Annotated in this window: 17 protein-coding genes; 9 read left to right on the top strand and 8 right to left on the bottom strand. The window is 73.2% G+C overall.

Annotation, left to right across the window (positions count from 1 at the left end; translation table 11 throughout):
• Positions 1–68: 68 nt before the first annotated feature.
• On the bottom strand, positions 69–1925 hold the full coding sequence (locus ACZ6KO_RS28225) for a phosphatidylglycerol lysyltransferase domain-containing protein (protein WP_469306850.1): 1857 nt from the start codon (positions 1923–1925) through the stop codon (positions 69–71).
• A 149-nt stretch (positions 1926–2074) separates the two neighbouring features.
• Here ACZ6KO_RS28225 and ACZ6KO_RS28220 point away from each other — a divergent pair, with 149 nt between their 5' ends.
• Positions 2075–3184: an alpha/beta hydrolase gene (locus ACZ6KO_RS28220; RefSeq protein WP_469306849.1), complete on the top strand. Its 1110-nt coding sequence runs from the start codon at positions 2075–2077 to the stop codon at positions 3182–3184.
• Positions 3185–3304: 120 nt separating this feature from the next.
• Here ACZ6KO_RS28220 and ACZ6KO_RS28215 read toward each other — a convergent pair whose 3' ends face one another.
• Positions 3305–4294, bottom strand: coding sequence for an ABC transporter ATP-binding protein (locus ACZ6KO_RS28215; RefSeq protein ID WP_469306848.1), 990 nt, complete (start codon positions 4292–4294; stop codon positions 3305–3307).
• Between the two features lie 175 nt (positions 4295–4469).
• On the opposite strand from ACZ6KO_RS28215, the gene ACZ6KO_RS28210 reads away from it, so the two are divergent.
• From ACZ6KO_RS28210 to ACZ6KO_RS28195, 4 genes are all read left to right on the top strand, one after another.
• On the top strand, positions 4470–5153 hold the full coding sequence (locus ACZ6KO_RS28210) for an ABC transporter permease (RefSeq protein ID WP_469306847.1): 684 nt from the start codon (positions 4470–4472) through the stop codon (positions 5151–5153).
• A 5-nt stretch (positions 5154–5158) separates the two neighbouring features.
• A complete protein-coding gene (locus ACZ6KO_RS28205; protein ID WP_469306846.1) occupies positions 5159–5881 on the top strand; it encodes an ABC transporter permease in 723 nt (240 codons plus the stop codon).
• Positions 5878–6879 carry an ABC transporter substrate-binding protein gene (locus ACZ6KO_RS28200; RefSeq protein ID WP_469306845.1) on the top strand — a complete coding sequence of 334 codons (1002 nt, stop codon included), beginning with the start codon at positions 5878–5880 and terminating at the stop codon, positions 6877–6879. The genes ACZ6KO_RS28205 and ACZ6KO_RS28200 overlap by 4 nt, the downstream gene beginning before the upstream one ends.
• 129 nt (positions 6880–7008) lie before the next feature.
• On the top strand, positions 7009–8016 hold the full coding sequence (locus ACZ6KO_RS28195; protein ID WP_469306844.1) for a hypothetical protein: 1008 nt from the start codon (positions 7009–7011) through the stop codon (positions 8014–8016).
• A gap of 13 nt (positions 8017–8029) precedes the next feature.
• Here ACZ6KO_RS28195 and ACZ6KO_RS28190 read toward each other — a convergent pair whose 3' ends face one another.
• The 4 genes from ACZ6KO_RS28190 to ACZ6KO_RS28175 form a co-directional block, all read right to left on the bottom strand.
• Complete coding sequence (locus ACZ6KO_RS28190; RefSeq protein ID WP_469306843.1) at positions 8030–8359, bottom strand: hypothetical protein; 330 nt, start codon at positions 8357–8359, stop codon at positions 8030–8032.
• A 65-nt stretch (positions 8360–8424) separates the two neighbouring features.
• The gene (locus ACZ6KO_RS28185; protein WP_469306842.1) at positions 8425–8646 is read right to left on the bottom strand and encodes a hypothetical protein; all 222 of its coding nucleotides are present in this window, start codon (positions 8644–8646) and stop codon (positions 8425–8427) included.
• Positions 8647–8650: 4 nt separating this feature from the next.
• The gene (locus ACZ6KO_RS28180; RefSeq protein ID WP_469306841.1) at positions 8651–9559 is read right to left on the bottom strand and encodes an arylamine N-acetyltransferase family protein; all 909 of its coding nucleotides are present in this window, start codon (positions 9557–9559) and stop codon (positions 8651–8653) included.
• Positions 9560–9616: 57 nt separating this feature from the next.
• Positions 9617–10759 (bottom strand): NADH-quinone oxidoreductase subunit D, encoded by a 1143-nt coding sequence (locus ACZ6KO_RS28175; protein WP_469306840.1) that lies wholly within the window; start codon positions 10757–10759, stop codon positions 9617–9619.
• 80 nt (positions 10760–10839) lie between these two features.
• On the opposite strand from ACZ6KO_RS28175, the gene ACZ6KO_RS28170 reads away from it, so the two are divergent.
• The 3 genes from ACZ6KO_RS28170 (at position 10840) to ACZ6KO_RS28160 (ending at position 13561) form a co-directional block, all read left to right on the top strand.
• Positions 10840–11346 (top strand): PH domain-containing protein, encoded by a 507-nt coding sequence (locus tag ACZ6KO_RS28170; RefSeq protein ID WP_469306839.1) that lies wholly within the window; start codon positions 10840–10842, stop codon positions 11344–11346.
• Positions 11343–12725 (top strand): PH domain-containing protein, encoded by a 1383-nt coding sequence (locus ACZ6KO_RS28165; RefSeq protein WP_469306838.1) that lies wholly within the window; start codon positions 11343–11345, stop codon positions 12723–12725. Before ACZ6KO_RS28170 ends, ACZ6KO_RS28165 begins: the two co-directional genes overlap by 4 nt.
• 125 nt (positions 12726–12850) lie before the next feature.
• Positions 12851–13561, top strand: coding sequence for a pentapeptide repeat-containing protein (locus tag ACZ6KO_RS28160; protein ID WP_469306837.1), 711 nt, complete (start codon positions 12851–12853; stop codon positions 13559–13561).
• A 451-nt stretch (positions 13562–14012) separates the two neighbouring features.
• On the opposite strand, the gene ACZ6KO_RS28155 is transcribed toward ACZ6KO_RS28160, so the two are convergent.
• Positions 14013–14690 carry a response regulator transcription factor gene (locus ACZ6KO_RS28155; protein ID WP_469306836.1) on the bottom strand — a complete coding sequence of 226 codons (678 nt, stop codon included), beginning with the start codon at positions 14688–14690 and terminating at the stop codon, positions 14013–14015.
• A gap of 17 nt (positions 14691–14707) precedes the next feature.
• Complete coding sequence (locus tag ACZ6KO_RS28150; RefSeq protein ID WP_469306835.1) at positions 14708–15907, bottom strand: sensor histidine kinase; 1200 nt, start codon at positions 15905–15907, stop codon at positions 14708–14710.
• Positions 15908–16014: 107 nt separating this feature from the next.
• Here ACZ6KO_RS28150 and ACZ6KO_RS28145 point away from each other — a divergent pair, with 107 nt between their 5' ends.
• Positions 16015–17043 carry an SAM-dependent methyltransferase gene (locus ACZ6KO_RS28145; protein WP_469306834.1) on the top strand — a complete coding sequence of 343 codons (1029 nt, stop codon included), beginning with the start codon at positions 16015–16017 and terminating at the stop codon, positions 17041–17043.
• The last annotated feature ends 96 nt before the right edge of the window (positions 17044–17139 follow it).

The raw sequence follows: 17139 nt of genomic DNA, 5'->3' as shown, positions 1-17139 counted from the left end.
TACGCACGCCACGGCCCCGGCCGCTGTACGCGACCGGGGCCGTGGGCACCGTACGGGGCGGGCGGCGGTTACGCCGCCTGGACCTCGCGCTCGGCCTGGGCCGGCACGGGGGCCACGCCGTGGTTGTGCGCGCAGGCGCGGACCGGCTTGGGCCGGCGGCGGGAGGCGAACAGGCGCGGCAGGGCCAGCGTCACGAACCCTTCCGCCTGCATCGCCGCGAAACCGATGCGGGGCAGGTCACGGGTGGTGCGGAAGACGACGAAGCGGGGCTCCCAGCGGGGGCGGAACTTCGCGTTGAACTTGTACAGCGACTCGATCTGGAACCAGCGCGAGAGAAAGACCAGCAGACTGCGCCAGGCGCGCAGGACCGGGCCGGCGCCGATCTTCTCGCCGCGGGCGAGCGCGGAGCGGAACATCGCGAAGTTCAGGGAGACCTTCTCGATGCCCAGGGACGGGGCCGCCTCCAGGGAGGCGACGATCAGCAGCTCGTTCATGCCGGGGTCGGCGCCGCGGTCGCGGCGCATCAGCTCCAGCGACATGCCGTCCTTGCCCCACGGCACGAAGTGCTGGATGGCCTTGAGGTCGCCGAACGGGCTGGTGTCGCCCTCCTCGACGCGGTGCGCGGTCGCGATGATGCAGTCCCCGTCGCCCGGGTCGCCGACCCGGCCCAGCGCCATGGAGAACCCGCGCTCGGTGTCGGTGCCGCGCCAGGCGTCGGAGGCGCCGCGGACCGCGGCCAGCTCCTCGTCGGTCAGCTCGCTGACCCGGCGGACCTTGGTGGTGTAGCCGTTGCGCTCGATGCGCTTGACCATCTGGCGGACGTTGCGCATGGCGCGCCCGGAGAGGGAGAAGTCCTTGACGTCGACGATGGCCTCGTCGCCGAGCTCCAGGGCGTCCAGGCCGGTCTCGCGGGTCCACACCTCGCCGCCGGTCTCGCTGCAGCCCATGACGGCGGGGGTCCAGGAGTGGGCCTTGGCCTCCGCCATGAAGCGCTCGATGGCGCCGGGCCAGGCCTCGACGTCGCCGATGGGGTCGCCGGAGGCGAGCATCACGCCGGAGACGACGCGGTAGGTGACGGCGGCCTTGCCGCTGGGGGAGAAGACGACGGCCTTGTCGCGGCGGAGCGCGAAGTGGCCGAGCGAGTCGCGGGCGCCGTGCTTGGCCAGCAGCTCGCGCAGCTTCGTCTCGTCGTCCGCGGTGAGGCGGGCCGCCGGGTGCTCGGGGCGGAAGGCGAGGTAGATCGTGGTGAGCGCGGTGAGCATGCCGAGGGAGCCGAGCGAGTAGCCGACGATCCAGTCGGCGCGGCCGCCGGAGTAGGCGACGGGGCCCTCGATGCCGAAGAGGCCGTAGATCACGTGGGCGATCTGCTCGTACAGGCCGGGGTTGCCCACGACCTTGCTCGGGTGGGCGTTGACGATGACCAGGCCCAGCCCGATGGAGCCGGCACCCATCAGGACGAAGTTCGCCAGCGCCTTCCAGCGGCTGCGCGGGTCGGGCAGCGCCTTGAATTCACCCTGATGACGCAGCAGCACCGCCAGGAGTACGGCCGCGATCACCACGCCGATGTAGGAGTGGCGGTAGGCGAACTGCGCCACGGCGCCGACCGGCAGCAGGACGACGGCCGCCCGCCAGGCGCGGCGCTTGCGGCGCTTGAGCCCGTGGGCGAGCAGGAGCAGCAGGACGCCCGCGCAGATGGTCACGGCGGCTGCCATGGGCCGGGTCGAGCCCGGGATCACCTCGGCGACGGCGTGGATCCGGCTGTGCCGGAACCGCGGGAAGATACCCGCCGCGAGGTCGAGGAGGCCGACGATCGTGACGGCCGTACCGATCAGACTGGGGACGCGCTCAGGTCGTGGGCCACTGAGGATTCGGCGGACCCGGCTTGGAACCTGTCCCGACTTATCGCCATCTATCCTGCTAGACATCGCTTCCCGTTGCTCCGCGAGAGATCATGTGGCCGAAGGCCGCACCAGCCTCCGGAGTGTGCGTCCAGTAGGACGACATCAGGGGACAGCGGGTTCACTCTTCGCCCGGAAAAAAATCGGCCTGCCACGAGAAAGTCGGCTAACTGCTCATGGGTCTCACCAGTAATACGGTCTTGGCGCTGGCCATCGTGGCCGGAGTGCTGCTCTTCGCGGCCACGGTCTGGCTCTGGCCGCGGTTGTCGGGCCGCACGTGGCGCGCGGTCCTCGGCCGGGTCGGTCTCCTGCTCGCCACCCAGCTGACGCTGTTCTCGGCGATCGGCCTGGGGGCGAACAAGTCCTTCCTCTTCTACGGTTCCTGGGCCGACCTCTTCGGCCAGCAGACCGAGATGGGCAAGGTCGTCGACCACTCCATGAGCAGCAGGGACATCAAGGTCGTCGACAAGCAGCACCTCGACGTGCCGGGCGGGACCAAGCCGCAGGTCGCCGGACAGATCCTCAAAGTGGCCATCAGCGGGCAGAAGTCGAAGATAACCAGCCCCGGCTACGTGTGGCTGCCGCCGGAGTACTTCCAGCCGCAGTACAAGGACAAGAACTTTCCGGCGTCGATCGTCCTGACGGGTTACCCGGGTACAGCCGAAAACCTGATCAAAGGGCTGAATTACCCCATGACGGCCTTCAAGCAGGCCAAGCAGGGCAAGATGAAGCCGATGATCCTGGTCATGATGCGCCCGACCGTCGCGCCGCCGCGCGACACCGAGTGCGTCGACATACCCGAGGGCCCGCAGACCGAGACCTTCTTCGCCACCGACCTCCCGCAGGCGATCACCTCCACCTTCCGGGTCGGCAAGAAGCCCGAGAACATGGGCTTCATCGGCAACTCCACCGGCGGCTACTGCGCCCTGAAGATCGCCATGCACCACCCCCAGACCTTCGGCGCCGCCGCGGGTCTGTCGGCGTACTACGAGGCCCCGGACGACCCGACCACCGGCAACCTCTTCCACGGTGACGACAAGCTCAAGAAGCGCGCCGACATCCTGGCCAGCCTGGAGAAGCGCACGCCGACCGGTACGTCGTTCCTGGTCACCACCAGCGAGATCGGCGAGCCGAACCTCGCCGGCACCCGCAAGTTCATCAAGGGGGTCAAGGGCCCGGACCGGGTCTCCTCGATCATCCTCGACAGCGGCGGCCACAACTTCAACACCTGGCGCCGCGAGATCCCGCCGATGCTGACGTGGATGAGCGGCCGCATCCACGCGTGAGCCGCGGGCCGGGTGCATCCCGGGCATGAACGACGCGAGGACCCCTGACCGGCACCGGTCGGGGGTCCTCGCGCATGTGCCGTGCAGAGCCCGGCCGGGGGTCCTCGCACAGGTGCCCGGTCAGGCGGCGTCCTGGAGGTGGGCCCGGCGCAGCGCCCGGTGCACCGCCTCCGGGGTGAGGACGCCGGCCAGCGCGCCGGTGGCGGGATCCGTGACCGCGATCCGGCCGGAGTCCTCCTGGAGCAGTACGGCGAGCGCCTCGCGCAGCGAGGCGCCCAGCGCCACCGACGCGGCGGGCGCGGCCGTGCCGGAGCCGTCCGCCCCGTCCGGGCCGGCCGGCTCCAGGTCGGCCCGCTCCACCGGGGTGACCGCGAGCCGCTTCAGGCCGCGGTCGGCACCGACGAACGAGGCGACGTACTCCGTCGCCGGCGCCCCGAGCACCGCGGCCGGGGACGCGAACTGCTCGATGGTGCCGTGCCCGTAGACGGCGATGCGGTCACCGAGCCGGACCGCCTCCTCCAGATCGTGCGTGACCAGCAGGATCGTCTTGCGCACCGACCGCTGGAGCGCCAGGAACTCGTTCTGCAGCCGCTCGCGCACCACCGGGTCCACCGCGCCGAACGGCTCGTCCATCAGCAGGACCGGCGGATCGGCCGCGAGCGCGCGGGCCACGCCGACGCGCTGGCGCTGGCCGCCCGACAGCTGCTCCGGATAGCGGTCCCCGTAGACGGCGGGGTCCAGGCCGACCAGTTCGAGCAGTTCTGCCGCCCGGGCGCGGGCGGCCGCCTTCGGGGTGCCGATCAGCTGCGGGACGGTCGCGGTGTTCTCCAGCACCGTCTTGTGCGGGAACAGCCCGACCTGCTGGATGACGTACCCGATGCGGCGGCGGAGCTCGACGGGGTCGGCGGCCGCGATGTCCTCGCCGCCCAGCAGGATCCTGCCGGAGGTCGGCTCGATCAGCCGGTTGACCATCTTCATCGTGGTCGTCTTGCCGCAGCCGGACGGGCCCACGAGGGTGACCAGTTCGCCCTCCGCCACCTCGAACGACAGGTCCTCGACGGCGGTCGTTCCATCGGCGTAGCGCTTGGTCACATGCTCGAATCGGATCACCCCGCCATCTTTCCCTATGCGGCGTGAGTGAAGTGTGACGTAAGTGTTACCCCTGTGCGAAGGGATCCGGCCCCGGGCCGCCGTGAGGGTTAGGGTCGCTTCCGTACGAATATCTGCACGGATGTTCGGGACTCCGGCGGGCGCCGGGATCCGGTGACTCGGGGTGAGGAGCGGCATGGCCGGGCGCGAGAGCTGCCTGGTGGCGAACGACTGGATCTGCTGGGAGTACCTCACCTCGCGGAGCCAGGAACTGACGGACGCCACCCTCCAGCACGTCTGGATCACCGCGGTGTCGGTCCTGATCGGGATCGCCGTCTCCGTGCCCCTGGCACTCCTCGCGCGGCGCGGCCGCCGCTGGGCCGCGCCGGTGCTGGGCCTGACCACCCTGCTCTACACCATCCCCTCGCTGGCGATGTTCTCGCTGCTGCTGCCCGTCTTCGGGCTCTCGGCGGCCCTGGTGGTCACCGGGCTGGTGCTGTACTCGCTGACCATCCTGGTGCGCAACGTGATGGCCGGGCTGGAGGCCGTACCGGAGGACGTGCGCGAGGCCGCGCGCGGCATGGGATACGGGCCGGCGCGGCTGCTGTGGCAGGTCGAACTGCCGCTGGCGCTGCCCGCGCTGCTCGCCGGCGTCCGGATCGCCACGGTCTCCACGGTCGCGCTGACCACGGTCGGCGCCATCGTCGGCAAGGGCGGCCTGGGCAACCTGATCGCCCCCGCCGTCACCAGCTCGTTCAAGGCACAGGTGCTCACCGCGTCCGTCCTGTGCGTCCTGCTCGCCCTGGTGGCGGACCTGCTGCTGCTCGGCGTGCAGCGGCTGCTCACGCCCTGGACGCGGGCCGCGGCGAAGGGGATGTGAGGGCCGTGGACACCGGAGTGCTGGGCGGTACCTGGGACTGGCTGAGCGACGGGGCCAACTGGGCCGGCGAGAGCGGGGTCTGGCACCGGCTCGCGGAACACGCGTACGTCAGCGGGCTGGCCCTGGCCATCGCCTGCGCCGTGGCCCTGCCGGTCGGCCTGTGGCTCGGCCACCTGGGCCGGGGCGGCGCGCTCGCCGTCAACATCTCGAACGTGGGACGGGCCGTCCCCGTCTTCGCGGTACTGGCGCTGTTCATGGTCTCGCCGCTGCGCAACGCCGGCTACGTGCCGACCGTGGTCGCCCTCGTGCTGTTCGCGGTCCCGCCCCTGCTGACCAACGCCTACGTCGGCCTGCGCGAGGTCGACCGCTCGGTGGTCGAGGCGGCGCGGGGCATGGGGATGTCGGGCGGGCAGCTGTTTTGGCGGGTGGAACTGCCCCTGGCGTGGCCGCTGGTGATGACGGGCCTGCGCTCGGCCTCCGTCCAGGTGATCGCGACGGCCACGATCGCCGCGATGGTCGGCCAGGGCGGGCTGGGCCGGATCATCACGGCCGGCTTCAACACGTACAACACCCCGCAGGTCGTGGCGGGTGCCCTGCTGGTGGCCCTGCTGGCGCTGCTGGTGGAGGGCGCGCTGGTGGCGGCGGACCGGCTGCTGTCACCGGCACGGGCGACGGGCGCGGCCGGTCCGGCCGGCCCGGACATCGTTGGGAAACGGAGCAGAACATGAGCAAGAGCACGCGCGTCCTCGGCGCGTCCCTGGGTGCGCTGGCCCTGACCGTGTCGCTGGCCGCGTGCGGCGGCGACAGTCTGGAGAAGTCGAAGGAGGGCGGCGGTTCCGCGTCCTCCTCCGGCACGGGCTCGGGCTCGGGGTCGGGGGAGAAGGGCAAGCTGGTGATCGGCGCCGCCGGATTCACCGAGTCCAACGTGCTGGCGGAGCTCTACGCGCAGGTGCTGCGGGCGGAGGGCTACGGCACCTCCGTCACGACGGTCAACAACCGGGAGCTGTACGAGCCGGCCCTGGAGAAGGGCGAGATCGACGTCGTACCGGAGTACGCCGCCACGCTCGCCGAGTTCCTCAACGCCAAGGTGAACGGTCCGAAGGCGCCGGAGGAGAAGCCGGTCGCGTCCAGCGACGTGACGGCGACCGTGGCGGGGCTGGAGAAGCTCGCCGCCCCGCTCGGGCTCAAGGCGCTGGCGGCCGGCGGCGCGGTGGATCAGAACGCGTTCGCCGTGAGCAAGGAATTCGCCCAGAAGAACAACCTGAAGACCCTTTCCGATCTCGGTAAGTCGGGACTGAAGGTGAAGATCGCGGCGGGCGACGAATGCACCGTCCGCCCGTTCTGCGCACCGGGTTTGAAGAAGGCGTACGGAATCGACGTTTCCGGTGTCGACCCGAAGGGCGTCGGTACGCCGCAGGCCAAGCAGGCGGTCAAGGACGGCGTCGACCAGCTGGTGCTGACCACGACCACGGACGCCACGCTCGACAGCTTCGGGCTGGTGCTGCTGGAGGACGACAAGAAGCTCCAGAACGCGGACAACGTGCTGCCGGTGGTCAACGCCAAGGACGCGGGCGGCCCGGAGATCGCGGCCGCGCTGGACAAGCTCACCAAGGTCCTCACGACGGCCGACCTGGTGGACCTGAACCGGAAGGTGGACGCGGAGCGCGCGAAGCCGGCGGACGTGGCGAAGGCGTACCTGGAGTCGAAGGGCCTGCTGAAGAAGTAGGGCGGGCGCGGGAGAACGCCGGGGATCTCGAGGGATTCCGGGTTCATACCGGATTGAGGCGTAACCGCCCGGCAACAGATTGCCGGGCGGTTACCCCATCGGGTGCCTACGCCCTGTAAATTTCGGGCCATGCCCCGTGGACGCCACCGCAATCCCGAACCGCTGCACCGGCTGCTCACCCCGACGCTCGTCGCCGGTGTGTCCATATCCAGCGCCGGGGCTGCCTGGCTGCTGGCAGAACCGATTCCGCTGCGGCTGCTCGTGGCGGTGGCCGCGGCCACCGGCGTGGCCGGCGCGGCCCTCATGCGGTCCTGGGACCGCTCGGCCGGGCGCCGGGTCGCCGAACTGGCGCGCGAACGGGTCAAGGACGAGTGGCGCACCGAGGAGCGCGTCGCCGAGCTGGAGAGCGACCTGGAGGAGGCCCGGGTCCTGCGCGGCCGGCTGGACGCGAAGCTGCGGGCCAAGCGGGTCGAACTGGCGGGGCTGCGCGGGGAGCACGCGGCACTGCTGCGGCGCTACGCCACCGCCGAAACGGAACGCGCCACGGCGCTGGAGAAGCGCCGCCTGCTGGCCATCGAGGCGTCGGCGGCCGCGGCGCCGCCGAAGGAACTCCCGGCGGTGTCGGAGGAGCGCACGTCGAGCGGCGCCCCGACGTCGGTGGGCTACGCCCGCGCGAACGTGGCGCTGGTGGCCCTGGGGCGCCGGGCGCACGCGCCCGAGCCGTCCGGAGACGAGCCGTCCGGAGACGGGCCGTCCGGGGACCGGCCGTCCGAGGGGCAGCCGTCCGCGGGCCGGCCGTCGGCCGTCCCGGCCCGCCGCCTGGCGGCGGCGGTCGCGCCGTACTCGCCGCCGCGCCACTCGGCGTCCCGCGTCGAGGGCGGCTTCGACTTCTTCGGCACGAAGACCGAGGCGCAGGCGCGCGCGGCGATCGAGGCGGTCCAGAACGAGGACCTGGCGGACGTGGTGGGCGCGGAGGCCCTGGCGGCCCACAAGGCGGAGGCGACCTCTCCGGAGGGCGCCCCGGAGTTCAAGCCGGCCACCCCGGAACAGCGCGCGGTGGGCCAGGTGATCGACCTGACGGCGCACGACGAGACGGAGCCCATCAGCGTGGGCAAGCTGCGGACGGCGATCTCGTAGGGACGGCGAGGCCCTACGGATAGGCCAGGACGATGACCAGGGCGGCGGCCTCCAGCAGCAGCTGGGTTCCGAGCGCCGCCCGGCGCAGGCGGGACGGGACCAGCTGGGTCGCCGCGAACGCGGTCACGGCGGCGGCGAGGACGATCCCGAAGGCGTCGTACGGGAAGGGCTCGCAGCCCTGGGTGAAGCAGCGCCCCCCGGTCTCCGTCGTCAGCACGAGGACCTTCACGAGCACGACGGCCGGGATCAGCGCCACCGCGGCCAGGACGGAGAGCATGCGGGTCCGGGTCGTGGCGGCGGACGGCGGCGCGGACACGGTGGCGGGCTGCGGCTTCCAGGTCATGGGCCCATCCAAGCCCGCCGCCCCGGACGCCGGCATCCGTACGCGTACTCAGAACGCGGGCGCGCTCAGAACAGCGGCAGCTGGCCCGGTACGTCCGGCAGCACGAACCCGTCCAGCGTCGGCGCCGACGCGCCCAGCACCACGCGGGCACGGGAGCCCGGGCAGGAGATCAGCTCGCCCGTGCCGCGCGGGGGGCGGCCGGGCGGGTCGTGGCGGGCGATCCGGCCCGCGGTGACGGCGCAGTCGCGGCCGCAGGCGGGGCAGGCGCGGCGGGGGGAGTGGGACATGGCCTCAAGTCTGCCCGTTCCCACCGACATTCAGGGGGCCGGGCGGCCGGCCCGCGGCTGACGGGGACGCCGACCGGTGCCACAGGCGGGCCCGGTCCGGCTCGGTCAGGTCGTCCAGTGCGCGGCCGAAGACGCTTGCGATGACCTCGTGCAGCTCCTCCTGCGAACCCAGTTCCCGCTTGTCCGTGTGCCAGCCCTCCGGGCCGCCGCGACCCGTGGCGCGGCTCAGGGTGCGCCCGCGCAGCGCGTCGACGCCGTCCCGGTGCCGGCGCAGCAGGGCCAGGGTGCGGACGAAGCCGGAGTCCTCGGCGGTGGAGAGCCGGACGTGTTCGGCGGCGAAGTCGGCCATCGTGGCCGGGGCGCAGCGGAAGTCGACCACCGGGCACGGTCCGCCCTCGTTGTGGAAGGTCCAGCCCCGGCCGTCGGACAGCGGTGCCATGCGGTACGTGAACCCGCCCTGGCGGTAGCTCCCTTCGCGCAGCGGCAGCGGTTCGTGGGGGCCGTCGCCGAGTCCGGTGTCCACGAAGTACGCCGTCCCGTCCACCCGGACGGTCAGCACCAGGTGGTTTCCGTTGACCTGCGGGGCCGTGCGCCCCGCCCCGGTGTCCGCGTCGCTGCACACACCGCCGATGTGACGGGTGACGTCGTACCCCAGGGTCTCCAGCAGCAGCGCGAACGCGCCGTTGAGGTGGAAGCAGTACCCGCCCCGCCCGGCGGCGATGCGGCGGGCCGATTCCTCCGGGTCGATGCCCGGCGGCCGGCCCAGCTGGATGTCGATGTTCTCGTACGGGACCCGCTCCAGATGGGCCCGCTGGAGGGCGAACAGCCCGGCGCGGGACGGTGCTCCCGGATCCTCGGTCCCCAGCCGGCGCAGGTAGGCGGACAGCAGCGCTGCGCGTGTCGTCGCGGTCATGGGCCAGCCTAGGCACGGCCCCGCCCGGACGCGCCGGGAAACCGCCCCGGCCCGCTCCTACTTGTCGATGTCGCCCACGACGAAGAAGAGCGAACCGAGGATCGCCACCATGTCCGCCACCAGCGTGCCGGGCAGCAGCTCCGTCAGCGCCTGGATGTTGTTGAACGACGCGGAGCGCAGCTTGAGCCGGTACGGGGTCTTCTCGCCCTTGGAGACGAGGTAGTAGCCGTTGATCCCGAGGGGGTTCTCGGTCCACGCGTACGTGTGGCCCTCCGGCGCCTTCAGCACCTTCGGCAGCCGTTGGTTGACCGGGCCGGGCGGCAGCTCGGCCATCCGGTCCAGGCAGGCGTCGGCGAGGTCGAGCGCGTTGTGGGTCTGGTCGAGCAGGCACTCGAAGCGGGCCAGGCAGTCGCCCTCCTCGCGGGTGACCACCTTCAGTACGTCGGCCAGCTCGCCGTACGCGAGGTACGGCTCGTCCCGGCGCAGGTCGAAGTCGACGCCCGACGCCCGGGCGATCGGCCCGGACACGCCGTACGCGTGGACGGCCTCGGCGGAGAGCACGCCGACGCCGCGCGTGCGGCCGCGGAAGATCTCGTTGCCGCGGACCAGCTTGTCGTAGACGTCCATGCGGGAGCGGACGTCGGCGACGGCGGCGCGGGCCCGGCCGAGCCAGCCGGCCGGGAGGTCCTCCTTGAGGCCGCCGACCCGGTTGAACATGTAGTGCATCCGGCCGCCGGAGATCTCCTCCATGACGGCCTGGAGCTCCTCGCGCTCGCGGAACGCGTGGAAGATCGGGGTGATTCCGCCCAGTTCGAGGGGGTACGACCCGAGGAACATCAGGTGGTTCAGCACCCGGTTCAGCTCGGCGAGCAGCGTGCGCATCCACACCGCGCGCTCGGGGACCTCCATGCCCAGCATCCGCTCGACGGCCATGACCACGCCGAGCTCGTTGGAGAAGGCGGACAGCCAGTCGTGGCGGTTCGCCAGCATGATGATCTGACGGTAGTCCCGCGCCTCGAAGAGTTTCTCGGCACCACGGTGCATGTATCCGATCACCGGCTCGGCGCTGGTGATCCGCTCGCCGTCCAGGACGAGCCGCAGGCGCAGCACGCCGTGCGTGGAAGGGTGCTGGGGGCCGATGTTGAGCACCATGTCCGTGCTCTCCGCCGCACCGCCGATGCCGACCGTGGTCTCCGTCATGGCCGCATTGTCTCAGCCCGACGCCTGATCTCGTCCTTTGGTCTCTACAGGCGGATCGGACCGGCACCTAGGGTGGAGGGATGGATACGGGGACGGGCGCGAGCGCGCGGGTCGAGGCGGCGGACGGGCCGCGGTGGGTGGGGCTGCCCGGCGGTCTGCTCACGCTGCGCCGGCTGCTGCTGGTGGTGTGGATGACGGTGCTGGCGGTCGTCACCGGTGTGCTGCTCGGCGCGTTCGTCGGGCCGGCGTGGGCGGCGCTGGGCCTGTTCTGGGTGGCGGTGCTGGTCTGGGGCTGGGTGCTGCTCGCCCGCAACTGGCGCTCGTGGCGGTACGCCGAGCGCGCCGACGACCTGCTGATCAGCCGCGGCGTGCTGTGGCGGGAGCAGACGGTCGTGCCCTACGGGCGGATGCAGCTGGTCGAGGTGACCTCCGGGCCGCTGGAGCGGCGCTTCGGGCTGGCCTCCGTGCAGCTGCACACGGCGGCGGCCGCGAGTGACGCCCGGATCCCGGGCCTGGTCCCGGCCGAGGCCGAGCGGCTGCGCGACCGGCTGACGGAGCTGGGCGAGGCAAGGTCGGCGGGCCTGTGACCACGGCGCACGAACCGGCCCGGGACCCGGACCAGGACCCGACCCCGGACCTGGCCCCGACCCCGGACCCAGCCGTGGTGCCCGCGCCGTCGGCGGAGCGGCGGCTGCACCCCTTCACCCCGCTGCGGCGCGCCTGGGTCCCGATCAGCATCGGCATCGGCATCGTCGCCCAGCAGGGCGAGCGGGCCCAGGAGTGGGTGCGCGGCGTGGGCAGCGGGTTCGGCGCGCTGATCCTGGCCGCCCTGGTCCTGGTGGCCGGCGTGTACGGGTTCCTGAGCTGGCGGTTCACCTCCTACGCCGTCACGGCCACCGAGCTGCGGATCCGTACCGGGCTGATGTTCCGGCGCACCGCGCACATCCGGCTGGACCGGCTCCAGGCGGTGGACGTCACCCAGCCGCTGATGGCCCGGATCGTCGGCGTCGCCAAGCTCAAGCTGGACGTGATCGGCACGGAGGAGAAGGACGAGCTGGCCTTCCTGGGCGAGACGGAGGCCCGGGAGCTGCGCGCGGAGCTGCTCGCACGGGCGGCCGGCTTCGCCCCGGAGGAGGCGGCCTCGGTCGGCGAGGCGCCCGTACGCACCCTGGTGCGGGTCCCGGCCGGACAGCTGGCGACCTCGCTGGCGCTGACCCTGGGCACGTGGGCGGCGCTGGCGGCCGGAGTGGTCGTGCCGCCGCTGGTGTGGTGGTTCAGCGACAGCCTGTGGGCGGCGCTGGCGGTCCTGGTGCCGATGCTGGGCGGCGTCTGGGCGGGCAGCGTCGGCCGCTTCCTGACCGAGTACGACTGGACGGTCGCCGAGTCCCCGGACGGTCTGCGCCTGGACCACGGGCTGCTGGACCGCTCCCACGAGACGGTGCCGCCGGGGCGGGTGCAGACCGTACGGATCGTGGAACCGCTGCTGTGGCGGCGGCGCGGCTGGGTCCGGGTGGAGCTGGCGGTGGCCGGCTCGGACAACAACGTGCTGGTGCCGGTGGCGGCGCGCGCCGACGCGTACGCCGTGATCGCGCGCGTCCTGCCGGACGTGGACGTGGCGGCGCTGGCCTTCGCGCCCTCGCCCGCGCGCGGGTCGCGCTGGGTGGTGCCGGTGTGGTGGAAGGGCTACGGCCTGGCCCTGTCGGACCAGGTCTTCGCGGCGCGGCACGGCCGGCTGTGCCGGCGCACGCAGATCGTGCCGCACGCGAAGGTGCAGAGCGTACGTCTGTCCCAGGGGCCCTGGGAGCGGGCCCGGGGCGTGGCCGACCTCCACGTGGACACGGGGGCCAACGGGACGGTCACCGCGCGGCTGCGCGGGGCGGCCGAGGCCGCGGAGCTGCTGTGGGCGCAGGCCGACCGGTCCCGCACGGGGCGCGCGGACGCCCGGCCGGACCGCTGGATGACCTGACGTCCGGAACACGCGGGGCGCCGGGCTCAACCGAACGGGTCCGTCCGGCCGTCTGGTGGGATGAGACGGTGCGGACGCGGGACGCCGGACGCGCGTGAGCCGTGGCAAGCAGTAAGGAGACAACAGTGCTGATCAGGGGGAACGAGGCCGAGGCGATCGCGCTGACGGAAGCGCTGGCGGCGGACCCCGGGGTGCCGGGCCGGCTGGTCCTGCCCGCGGACCCGGCGGCCGCCGGGCGGCTGCGCGAGTGGGCCGCGGGCGGGGCCGGCGGCGGGCTGGACGTCATCGGGCTCGACCTCGGCGGCGCGGAACTGGCCGGCGGGGACTTCTCCTCGTCGTGGTTCATGGACGCCCGGCTGGTCGGGGTCCGGCTGGCCGGGGCGTCGTTCTACCGGGCCGACCTCCAGGGCGCGGACCTGACGGGGGCCGACCTGAGCGGGGCGTGCCTGGTCCGGGCGAACCTCGACGACGCGGTGCTGCGGGACTGCGTGCTGGCCGGGGCGGATCTGGCGAAGGCCTCGCTGTACGGCGTGGACGCGCGCGGCGCGTCCTGCCGGGGCACGCGCTTCCAGGGCGCGTCGCTGCTGGACGTGGACCTGCGCGGGGCGGATCTGCGCGGGGCGGAGGTCGTGGAGAACACCTTCCAGGTGCGGGTGGACGAGCACACGCGGCTGAAGGGGCTGACGGGGTCGGTGTTCGGCCCGGTGGAGGTGACGACGGCCGCCGGCGCGCGCCGGTTGTCGGGGTCCGCCCTGGAGGAGTGGCTCCACGCCCGCGGCGCGAAGGTCCAGGTCCTCCAGCCGGCAGGCACCGCCCCCGCCCCGACGGACGGCTGACAAGCCCCCGGGCCCCCGGCGGCCCCGGGTCCACGGGCCTTGGCGGCCCCAGGCCCGCGGCCCAGGTGGGCCCGGACGCCGCAGCCCGGTGGCCCGGCCCTCGGTGTCCGCCGACCCGGCCGCTTCGCGCCCGGTGCGCTCAATCGCCGCGCGGGCTGGATGTGGCCCGGTGGGCTCATCGACGACCCGGCCCTGCGGGCGTTTGGGGCGCAGGGCCTGGGGCCCGGCCCTATCCAGCCCCGCCGGCGTTTGAGGCGCGGGGGTGCGGGGGCGGAGCCCCCGGAAGGGTGCCTGGCCGGGCTCGCGCCGGCCCACGCGGCCCCGCCGGCGTGTGGGCGCAGGGCCTGGGGTCCGGCCCTGTCCAGCCCCGCCGGCGATTGAGGCGCGGGGGCGTGGGGCGGAGCCCCCGGTGCGGGGGCGGGCGCAGGCTCCGCGGCCTCGTACCGCGTGGTTACGCCGTCCCGCCGCCGCCCGCGCGGACCATGCCCGTTTCGTACGCCAGGACGACCACCTGGACGCGGTCGCGCAGGCCCAGCTTGGTCAGGATGCGGCCCACGTGGGTTTTCACCGTGGCTTCCGAGAGGACCAGACGCGCGGCGATCTCGCCGTTCGAGAGGCCCTGGGCGACCAGGAGCATGACCTCGCGCTCGCGGTCCGTGAGCCGCTCCAGTTCCTTGTGCTGCGGCTCCGCCGTCGTCGTCGGCAGCATCGGGGCGAAACGGTCCAGCAGCCGCCGCGTCGTCGACGGCGCCACCACCGCGTCGCCGCTGTGCACCGAGCGGATCGCGGCCAGCAGCTCCGCCGGCGGCACGTCCTTGAGCATGAACCCGCTCGCGCCCGCCTTCAGGCCCGAGAAGGCGTACTCGTCCAGATCGAACGTGGTCAGGATGATGACCTTCGGGTGCTCCTCCGGCTCGCAGATCCGCCGCGTGGCCTCGACCCCGTCGAGCCGGGGCATCCGGACGTCCATCAGCACCACGTCGACCTTGGTCGCCCGCAGCACCTCCAGAGCCTCCAGGCCGTCGCCGGCCTCGGCGACGACCTCCATGTCCGGCTGGGCGGCGAGCACCATCCGGAAGCCCGTGCGCAGCAGCATCTGGTCGTCGACCAGCATCACTCGGATGGACATCAGTTACCTCGACCTCGTCATCTCTTCTTGAGCGGGAGCAGGGCGCTGATCCGGAAGCCACCGCCGGGCCGCGGCCCGGCGTCCAGGGTCCCGCCGACCATACCGACCCGCTCCCGCATGCCGATCAGGCCGTGCCCGGCGCCGTCGGCGCCGCCGTCCTCGTACAGTTCGTGCGCCGCCCCCCGGCCGTCGTCCTCGACCAGCAGGCCGAGGCCGTCGTCGAAGTAGACCAGCCGGACGCTCGCCCGCGCGTCGGGGCCCCCGTGCTTGCGGGTGTTCGTCAGCGCCTCCTGCACGATCCGGTACGCCGTGAGCTCGACGCCGCTGGGCAGCTGGCGCGGGGCGCCCTCGACGGTGAAGTCGACCGAGAGTCCGGAGCTGCGGACCTGCTCGACGAGGACCTCGATCTGCTCGACGTCGGGCTGCGGGACGTAGTCCTCGGACTCCTGCGGTTCGCCGGTGCGCAGCACGCCCAGCAGGCGGCGCATCTCGGCGAGCGCCTGGCGCCCGGTGCCGGAGATGGTCTGCAGGGCCTCCTTGGCCTGCTCGGGGGCCACGTCCATGACGTACGCGGCGCCGTCGGCCTGGACGACCATCACCGAGACGTTGTGCGCGACGACGTCGTGCAGTTCGCGGGCGATCCGGGCGCGCTCGGCCGCGACGGCCACCTTGGCCTGGGCCTCGCGCTCCTTCTCCAGCCGCTGATTGCGCTCGATGAGCTGGGCGTAGTACGCCCGGCGGGTGCGCAGGGAGTCGCCCAGCACCCAGGCGAGGGCGAACGGCACCATCATGAACAGCACGAACAGGGCTTCCTCGACGCCGCCGGCGTTCTTGTCCACGGGGAAGCGCAGGAAGTACAGCGGTGACGCGGCCAGGCCGACGCCGAGCGCGGTGCGCGAGAGCCGGCGCGGGACGTCGGCGGCGGCCACCGTGTAGAGGATCACCAGCATCGCGAAGTCGCCGAAGTGCGCCGGGACGGACAGCAGCAGCTGGTAGCAGCCACTGGCCACGGCCACCCAGAACATCGTCGTGGTCCACCGGCGGCGCAGGGCGACGACGGCCGTCATGCCGAGCACGGAGGGGACGGCGATCAGTCGCTCGCGGGCGGTGTTCACGCTTCCGGCGACCTGCAGCATGGAGATCCCGAAGAGCATCACAGCCCAGAAGCTGTCGACGCCCGTCGGGTGTCTGCGGAGGAAGTCGTAGAGGCGCTGCACGTAACCCAGAGTAGGGAAGAGGGATAGGTGCTGGAGTCAACCACAGGGGCGATCCGGGCGGAGGGGGACTACTCCCCAAGGTGGAGGGTGAGCATAGCCTTCTGGGGATGAACGCTGTGGGAGACGTGGGTGACGGGGCCGCTCCGGTCCGCTGGGGCGTGGCGATGGAGGCCGCGCTGTACGGCCCCGGGGGCTTCTACGTGCGCCCGGGCGGGCCGGGGCCGGCCGGGCATTTCCGCACGTCGGTGCATGCGTCGCCGCTGTACGCGGGGGCGGTGGCCCGGCTGCTGCGGTGGGTGGACGGGCAGCTCGGCCACCCGGAGGAGCTGGACCTGGTCGATGTCGGGGCCGGGCGCGGTGAGCTGGTCGCCGGGGTGCTGCGGGCGCTGCCCGTGGAGGTGGCGGCGCGGGTGCGGCCGTACGCGGTGGAGCGGGCCGCGCGCCCGGAGGGCCTGGATCCGCGGATCCGGTGGGTGGCGCGGCCGCCCGAGGGCGTCACCGGGCTGCTGTTCGCCAACGAGTGGCTGGACAACGTACCGCTCGACGTCGCCGAGGACGGCCGCTACGTGCTGGTGGGCCGCGACGGCACGGAGTCGGTGGGCGGGCCCGTGTCGCCGGCCGACCGGGCGTGGCTGGAGCGGTGGTGGCCGGGGCCGGGCCGGCGGGAGGTCGGCCGGCCGCGGGACGAGGCCTGGCGGAGGGCGGTCGCCGGCGTGGACCGGGGGCTGGCGGTCGCCGTGGACTACGCGCACACCGCCGCGGACCGGCCCGCGTTCGGCACGCTGACGGGGTTCCGGGCGGGCCGTGAGGTGCCGCCGGTGCCGGACGGTACGTGTGATGTGACCGCTCACGTGGCCCTGGACGCGTGCGCCGGGCCCGGCGCGCAGCTGCTGACCCAGCGCGCGGCGCTCGGCGCCCTCGGGGTCTCGGGGGCCAGGCCGCCGCTGGCGCTGGCCTCGTCGGACCCGGCGGCGTACGTCAGGGCGCTCGCCTCGGCGGGCGAGGCGGCGGAACTGACGGCGCGCGGCGGGCTCGGTGACTTCCGCTGGCTGGCCCAGCCGGTGGGCCTGCCGGCCTGGCCGGAGCCGGGGCCGGAGCCGGAGCCGGAGCCGGGGCCGGCGGCGCCTTCCGTGTGACGCCGGAGGGCCGGGTCCCCCGGGCGGGGGACCCGGCCCTCCGGGTCGGATCGGGTCGATCAGGTCAGGTCAGGTCAGGTCAGATCACTTCAGCGC

It is taken from the genome of Streptomyces sp. NPDC042102 (assembly GCF_055582305.1).
The sequence above is the reverse complement of the archived record's forward strand: the minus strand, read 5'-3'. Positions and strand labels throughout refer to the sequence as shown.

What these genes read in the sequence shown, in the direction of transcription:
- ACZ6KO_RS28225 (WP_469306850.1), bottom strand. Translation starts at nt 1,925, where the DNA reads ATGTCTAGCAGGATAGATGGCGATAAGTCGGGACAGGTTCCAAGCCGG.
- ACZ6KO_RS28175 (WP_469306840.1), bottom strand. Translation starts at nt 10,759, where the DNA reads ATGACGGAGACCACGGTCGGCATCGGCGGTGCGGCGGAGAGCACGGAC.
- ACZ6KO_RS28180 (WP_469306841.1), bottom strand. Translation starts at nt 9,559, where the DNA reads ATGACCGCGACGACACGCGCAGCGCTGCTGTCCGCCTACCTGCGCCGG.
- ACZ6KO_RS28200 (WP_469306845.1), top strand. Translation starts at nt 5,878, where the DNA reads ATGAGCAAGAGCACGCGCGTCCTCGGCGCGTCCCTGGGTGCGCTGGCC.
- ACZ6KO_RS28170 (WP_469306839.1), top strand. Translation starts at nt 10,840, where the DNA reads ATGGATACGGGGACGGGCGCGAGCGCGCGGGTCGAGGCGGCGGACGGG.
- ACZ6KO_RS28195 (WP_469306844.1), top strand. Translation starts at nt 7,009, where the DNA reads ATGCCCCGTGGACGCCACCGCAATCCCGAACCGCTGCACCGGCTGCTC.
- ACZ6KO_RS28190 (WP_469306843.1), bottom strand. Translation starts at nt 8,359, where the DNA reads ATGACCTGGAAGCCGCAGCCCGCCACCGTGTCCGCGCCGCCGTCCGCC.
- ACZ6KO_RS28155 (WP_469306836.1), bottom strand. Translation starts at nt 14,690, where the DNA reads ATGTCCATCCGAGTGATGCTGGTCGACGACCAGATGCTGCTGCGCACG.
- ACZ6KO_RS28185 (WP_469306842.1), bottom strand. Translation starts at nt 8,646, where the DNA reads ATGTCCCACTCCCCCCGCCGCGCCTGCCCCGCCTGCGGCCGCGACTGC.
- ACZ6KO_RS28220 (WP_469306849.1), top strand. Translation starts at nt 2,075, where the DNA reads ATGGGTCTCACCAGTAATACGGTCTTGGCGCTGGCCATCGTGGCCGGA.
- ACZ6KO_RS28145 (WP_469306834.1), top strand. Translation starts at nt 16,015, where the DNA reads ATGAACGCTGTGGGAGACGTGGGTGACGGGGCCGCTCCGGTCCGCTGG.
- ACZ6KO_RS28210 (WP_469306847.1), top strand. Translation starts at nt 4,470, where the DNA reads ATGGCCGGGCGCGAGAGCTGCCTGGTGGCGAACGACTGGATCTGCTGG.